This window comes from Geodermatophilus sp. SYSU D01045, assembly GCF_054050295.1.
The window spans coordinates 228,794-234,934 of record NZ_JBJGZB010000003.1 but is presented as its reverse complement, the minus strand read 5'-3'; the positions used below and the strand labels follow the sequence as shown (position 1 = coordinate 234,934).

Sequence of the window (6,141 nt, the reverse complement as noted above, 5' to 3'; positions counted from 1 at the left end):
CGCGGCGGCGCAACCACTACAACCCCCCCCCCCCCCGGCCCCGGCCCCCCCCCCCCCCCCCCCCCCCCGCCGCCCCCCCCCCCCCCCCCCCCCCCCCCCCCCCCCCCCCCGCCAGGTGCGCGGTGGCGTAGCGCCGGCACGCGTCGGGGGCGTGCCGGGCCTCGGCCAGGGCCCGGGTGGCCTGGTCCAGCAGCTGGCCCGCGGCCGCCGGGAGCGGCGGGGGCAGGGGCAGCTGCTGGGCCATGGCGTGCGCGGCGCCCATCAGTCGTGCACCCGCACGAGCGACCAGCGGTTGTCCGCGGCGTCCCAGCACAGGTCGTAGACACCGGCGAAGCTCATCCGCGAGCGGCCGGCCCGCAGCGCCTCGACCCGGAACACCTCCCGGGGGGCGACGAGGTCGGCCGAGGCGCCGCCGGTGGTGCCGGCGGCCCGCTGCCACCACGGCGCGGTCTCGACCCACGAGTCGAGCAGCTCGCCGACGACGTAGCGGCCCTGCCCGCGCCAGAACTGCGCCGGCCCGAGCGGACCGCGCTCGACCTGCACCTCCTCGCCGGCCCGCTCGCCGACGTCACCCAGCACCCGGCTCATGCCCGTCTCCCCACCCCGTGCCGCCTGACGGCCTGCCCACCGCCCGGGCGGGGAAGGTCCCGGGACGGTGGCCGACCTGTTCGAACGTGTGTTCGAACACCTCGAGTAGACCCGACCGCGCCGGTCCCGTCAAGCCGGACGCGCGGCCCCGTCCTCCCGGGAGGAACCCCTCCCACCCGCGTGCCGGACGGTACGGCGGGGGTCCGACAGCGGTGGCAGGATCAGCGCATGAGCCGACCCGTCCACCCCCGGGTGGCCGCGATCGCCGACCTGCTCGCCGGGGCCGGCGCCACCGGGCGGGTCCACGAGCTCGCCGACGGCGCGCACACCGCCGCCGCGGCCGCCGCACAGCTCGGCGTCCCGGTCGGGGCCATCGCCAACAGCCTGGTGTTCGACGTCGGCGGGCAGCCGCTGCTCGTGCTGACCAGCGGCGCGCACCGGGTCGACGTCGCGCGGGTGGCCGCCCTGCTGGGCGTGCCCCGCGTCGAGCGCGCCTCGGCCGCCTTCGTCCGCGAGCACACCGGCCAGCCGATCGGCGGGGTCGCCCCGGTCGGGCACCCGGCGCCGATCGGCACGCTCGTCGACGTCGAGCTGGCCCGGTACGACCGCGTCTGGGCCGCCGCCGGCCACCCGTCGGCCGTCTTCCCCACCAGCTACGACGAGCTGCTGCGACTGACCGCCGGCACCCCCGCCGAGGTCGGGAGCGGCCCGACCGCCGACGGTCCGGCCGCCGCTCCCCACCCCGCCGCGGTGGGCCCGTGACCGAGGAGAACCCCGTGACCGGCACGACACCCGCGACGCGGGTGACCGCACTGCCCGCAGGCTGGCTGCGCGAGCACATGCACGAGGCGCTCGCCATCTACGGCGAGGCGATGGGCTACGACGCCTCGGTGGTCGCCGGCCGCTACGGCTACGCCGTCCAGCACACCGAGCGCCCCGGCTTCCGCGCGGTCGGCGCCTTCGCCGCGACCCCGGACGGCGAGCAGCTGGTCGGCTTCGGCTACGGCTACCTCGTCGCCCCCGGCCAGTGGTGGCACGACCAGGTGCGCGCGGCGCTGGACCGGCGCACCGCCAAGCGCTGGCTGCCCGGCGCCTTCGAGGTGTGCGAGCTGCACGTGCACCCCGACGCGCAGAGCCGCGGGCTGGGCCGGCGGCTGCTGCACGCGCTGGTGGAGGGTGTGGACGCGCCGACCGCGCTGCTGTCCACCCCCGACGCCGACACCAAGGCGTTCCGGCTGTACCACGCCGACGGGTTCGTCGACCTCGCCCGCGGCCACCACTTCCCCGGGGACGCCCGGCCCTTCGCCATCCTCGGCGCCCGGCTGCCGCTGCGGCCGGTCCCCGGCTCCTGAGCGTGCGGGAGCCGGACCGGGCCGTCGACGCCGTGGTCGTCGGCGCCGGCCACAACGGCCTGGTCGCCGCCTGCTACCTGGCGCGCGCCGGGCTCCGCGTCGAGGTGGTCGAGCGCGACGACGTCCTCGGCGGGGCGGTGTCCACCGTGGAGCGCTGGCCGGGGGTCCGGGTGGACCGCGGCTCCAGCGCGCACGTGATCGTCCGGCACAGCGGGGTCGTCGAGGAGCTCGGCCTCGCCGCCCACGGCCTGCGCTACGTGGACTGCGACCCCTGGGGCTTCGCGCCCGCCCCGGCGCCCGGCGCCCCCGGCCCGGACGGCCGCCCGCTGGTCTTCTCCGTCGACCTCGACGCCACCTGCGCCTCGATCGCCGCCGCCTGCGGGGACGCCGACGCCGAGGCCTACCGCCGGTTCGTCGGCGTCTGGGGCCCGCGCAGCCGCGCCGTCGTCGACTCCTTCGGCCGCCGGCCCACCCCGCTGGGCCTGGCCCGGGCGTTCTGGCCGCTGGGCGCCCCCACCGGCGACGCCCCGCGCACCCCCGGCGGCGACCTCGCCGCCGACTTCCTCGGCTCCGGCGACGCGCTGCTGGACCGCTGGTTCACCAGCGAGCGGCTCAAGGCGGCGCTGGCCTGGTTCGGCGCGCAGTCCGGCCCGCCGATGAGCGAGCCGGGCACCGCGGCGATGGTCGCCTGGGTGGCGCTGCTGCACGACACCCCGCCGGGCCACCCGGTGGGCGGCTCCGGCGGGCTCACCCAGGCGCTCCGCCGCCGGCTGGAGTCCGACGGCGGCCGCGTCGTCCTCGGCGAGGGCGCCGCGCGGCTGCTCGTCGAGGACGGCCGCGTGACCGGCGTCGAGACCGTGTCCGGACGGCGGGTGTCCGCGCCGGTCGTCGTCGCCGCCTGCCACGTGCTGGCCACCCGCGACCTCGCCGGGGAGCACGCCCCGCCTGCCCTCGCGGACGCCGCCCCGCCGGTGGGCAACGGCTTCGGCCTGGTGCTGCGCTGCCTCACCGACGCGCTGCCGGCCTACCCCGGCGTCGACCCGGCCGTGTCGGCGCAGGGCCTGCAGCTGCTGTGCACCGACCGCGCCCAGCTGGCCGCCGCGCACGGCGACTGGCTGGGCGGCCGGCTGCCCCGCGAGCCGGTGCCGCTGGCGATGTCCTTCTCCGCCAGCGACGACACCCTCGCCCCGCCCGGGCGGCACGTGGTCACCGTGTGGGGCCAGTGGTACCCCTACGCCCTCGCCGACGGCGGCGACTGGGACGCCCTCGCCGCGGCCGAGGCGCAGCGGCTGGTGGCCGCCGTCGACCGGTACGCCCCCGGCTTCGCCGCCTCGGTGCGGGACGTGTACGTCCAGACACCGGTGCTGCTGGAACGCGAGCTGTCGCTGCTGCGTGGCAACGTCATGCACGTGGAGATGGGCCTGGCCAGCATGTTCTCGCTGCGCCCGACGCCGGCGCTGGCCGGCTACCGGGTGCCGGGGCTGGCCGGGCTGTACCTGGCCGGCGCCTCCACCCACCCCGGCGGCGGGGTGTCGGGCAACTCCGGCCGGACGGCGGCCCGGGTGGTCCTCGCCGACCGCCGGCCGCTCGCCCGCGCCCGCGCGGCGGCCGGGCGGCTCGCGCGGACGGCCCGGTGAGCGCCGCGACGGCGGCCGTCCGGCGGGCCCCGGCACCCGCCCGGCTGCCGCTGGCGCTGGCCGTGCTGCTGGTGGTGGCCGCGGTCGCCTACCCGCTCACCGACGGCGCCGCCCGCGACGCGGTGTCCTGGACGATCGTGCTGCTCGGCTCGGCGGTGTCGGTGGCCTCGGCCGCCGTCGCGCACGGCGCGCGCACCGGCGCCGCGGTGCTCGGGCTGGTGGCGGTCACCGCGGTCGCGTTCGAGTCGGTCGGGCTGGCCACCGGCGTCCCCTACGGCACCTACTCCTACAGCGACGCGCTCGGCCCGACGCTGCTCGGCGTGCCGTTCCTCGTGCCGCTGGCCTGGCTGATGCTGGCCTGGCCGAGCCGGGTCCTGGCCGGGCTGCTCACCCGCCGGGTGCGGCCGGGCCGGCGGCGGGCCGCGCGGGTCGCCGTCGCCGCGGCGGTGTTCGCCGGCTGGGACGTCGTCCTCGACCCGCAGCTGGTCCAGGCCGGCTACTGGACCTGGGCGCACCCCGCCCCGGGGCTGCCCGGCATCGACACCGTGCCGCTGACCAACCTCGCCGGCTGGCTGCTGGCCGGGCTGGTGCTCATGGCCCTGCTCGAGCTCGCCGTCGGACCGGCCGTCCGCGTCGACGCCGCGCCGCTGCTGGTGATCGCGTGGATGGTGGCCGGCGGGGCGCTCGCCCACGCCGTCTGGCTGGACCTGCCGGGGTCGGCGGCGTGGGGCGCGGCGCTGACCGCCGTCGTCGTGGCCGTGCTCGCGGCGCAGGCCCGCCGCCGGTGAGCGGCGCGGTCGTCCGGGTCCTGTCCGGCCTGGCGGTCGCCGGCGCCGCGCACGCCGCGGTCAACGCCGCGCTGCTGCGCCGCCCGCCGGCCGACCCGCCGGAGGCGACCCGGCCGGTCACCGTGGTGCTGCCGGTGCGCGACGAGGAGGCGCGGGTCGGCGGCTGCCTGGCCGCGGTGCTGGCCTCGGCCGGCGTCCCGGACCTGCGGGTGGTCGTCGTCGACGACGGCTCCACCGACGGCACCGCCGCCGTCGTCCGCGGCGTCGGCGACCCGCGGGTGCGGCTGGTCCCCGCGGGCGAGCCGCCGGAGGGCTGGCTGGGCAAGCCGCACGCCTGCTGGGTGGGCGCGCAGACGGTGACCGACGACGGCGTGCTGGTCTTCCTCGACGCCGACGTCCGGGTGGCGCCCGACGCTCTGGCCGCCGCCGCCTGGCTGCTCGAGGCGCACGGCCTGGACCTGGTCTCGCCCTGGCCGCGGCCGGTGGCCGGCACGCTCGCCGAGCGGCTGGTGCAGCCGCTGTCGCCGTGGCTGTGGATGACCACGCTGCCGCTGCGGCTGGCCGAGCGCTCACCCCGGCCGTCGCTGACCGCGGCCAACGGCCAGTTCCTCGCGCTGACCCGGCGCGGCTACCTGCGCGCCCGCGGGCACGCGGCGGTGCGCGCGGAGGTGGTGGAGGACGTCGCGCTGGCACGGGCGGTGAAGCGGTCCGGCGGGCGGGCGGTGCCGGTGGCGGGCGCGACGCTGGCCGAGTGCCGGATGTACGACGGCTGGGCGGCGATGCGCGAGGGCTACGGCAAGTCGCTGTGGGCGTCGGTCGGCGGGTCACCGGCGGCGTCGGTGGCCGCGGCGGCGGTGCTCACCGCCGTCGGCGTCGTCCCCGCGCTGGCGGCGCTGCGCGGGTCGCGGGCGGGCCTGGCCGGCTGGCTGGCCGGGGTGGCCGGGCGGGCGGTGAGCGCGGCGGCCACCGGCGGGCGGGTGTGGCCCGACGCCCTGGCGCACCCGCTGTCGCTGCTGGCCCTCGACGCGCTGCTGGCCGGGTCGGTGGCCGGGCACCGGCGCGGCACGCTCACCTGGCGCGGACGCGCGCTGCGCTGACCGGGGCGAGGATGGGGTGTGACCTCGCCCGACTCGCCCGACCGGACCGCCTTCGACCCCGGGGACATGCGCCCCACGGACTTCTACCGCGTCATGAACTCCGTGGTGGTCCCGCGGCCGATCGCGTGGGTGTGCAGCCGGTCGGCCGAGGGCGTGCACAACCTGGCGCCGCACTCCTTCTACACGGTGGCGTGCGTGCGGCCGCCGGTCGTGCAGTTCACCTCGGTGGGCCGCAAGGACTCGCTGAACAACGTCGAGGCCACCGGCGACTTCACGATCAACCTCGTCCCCGAGGAGCTGTTCGAGCAGGCCAACGCCACCGGCACCGACTTCCCGCCCGACCAGAGCGAGGCCGAGGCCGCCGGCATCCGGCTGGAGCCGAGCGAGCGGGTGGGCGCGCTGCGGGTGGTGCAGTCGCCGGTGAGCATCGAGTGCACGCTGCACTCGACGGTGCGGCTGGGCGACAGCACCGTCGTCTTCGGCCGGGTCGAGTGGGTGAGCGTGTGGACCGACGCGGTGCGCGACGGCCGCCCGCGGATCGAGGCGCTGCGGCCGCTGGCCCGGCTGGGCGGCAACGAATGGTGCACGGTCGGCGAGGTGCGCGCGATCCCGCGCATCCCCTACACCCGGTGGGCCGAGGACCCCTCGATCGGCGAGCAGGTCCGCGGCAGCTGACCGC

The 6,141-nt window shown here is 78.8% G+C and carries 7 protein-coding genes; 6 read left to right on the top strand and 1 reads right to left on the bottom strand.

Annotated elements, in window-relative coordinates:
* Window positions 1-261: 261 nt before the first annotated feature.
* Window positions 262-588: a DUF6504 family protein gene (locus tag ACI798_RS04345; protein WP_456943523.1), complete on the bottom strand. Its 327-nt coding sequence runs from the start codon at window positions 586-588 to the stop codon at window positions 262-264.
* Between the two features lie 228 nt (window positions 589-816).
* Between ACI798_RS04345 and ACI798_RS04340 the strand changes: the two genes are divergently transcribed.
* From ACI798_RS04340 to ACI798_RS04315, 6 genes are read left to right on the top strand one after another with little or no spacing between them, the layout of a single operon-like run.
* Window positions 817-1,350 (top strand): YbaK/EbsC family protein, encoded by a 534-nt coding sequence (locus tag ACI798_RS04340; protein ID WP_457047325.1) that lies wholly within the window; start codon window positions 817-819, stop codon window positions 1,348-1,350.
* Between the two features lie 14 nt (window positions 1,351-1,364).
* Window positions 1,365-1,940 carry a GNAT family N-acetyltransferase gene (locus ACI798_RS04335; protein ID WP_456943525.1) on the top strand — a complete coding sequence of 192 codons (576 nt, stop codon included), beginning with the start codon at window positions 1,365-1,367 and terminating at the stop codon, window positions 1,938-1,940.
* A 2-nt stretch (window positions 1,941-1,942) separates the two neighbouring features.
* Window positions 1,943-3,577, top strand: a complete 1,635-nt coding sequence (locus ACI798_RS04330; protein ID WP_457047324.1) for a phytoene desaturase family protein — start codon at window positions 1,943-1,945, stop codon at window positions 3,575-3,577.
* Window positions 3,574-4,365, top strand: coding sequence for a carotenoid biosynthesis protein (locus ACI798_RS04325; protein WP_456943527.1), 792 nt, complete (start codon window positions 3,574-3,576; stop codon window positions 4,363-4,365). Before ACI798_RS04330 ends, ACI798_RS04325 begins: the two co-directional genes overlap by 4 nt.
* Window positions 4,362-5,462: a glycosyltransferase gene (locus tag ACI798_RS04320; protein WP_456943528.1), complete on the top strand. Its 1,101-nt coding sequence runs from the start codon at window positions 4,362-4,364 to the stop codon at window positions 5,460-5,462. Before ACI798_RS04325 ends, ACI798_RS04320 begins: the two co-directional genes overlap by 4 nt.
* A gap of 18 nt (window positions 5,463-5,480) precedes the next feature.
* Window positions 5,481-6,137: a flavin reductase family protein gene (locus tag ACI798_RS04315; protein WP_456943529.1), complete on the top strand. Its 657-nt coding sequence runs from the start codon at window positions 5,481-5,483 to the stop codon at window positions 6,135-6,137.
* The last annotated feature ends 4 nt before the right edge of the window (window positions 6,138-6,141 follow it).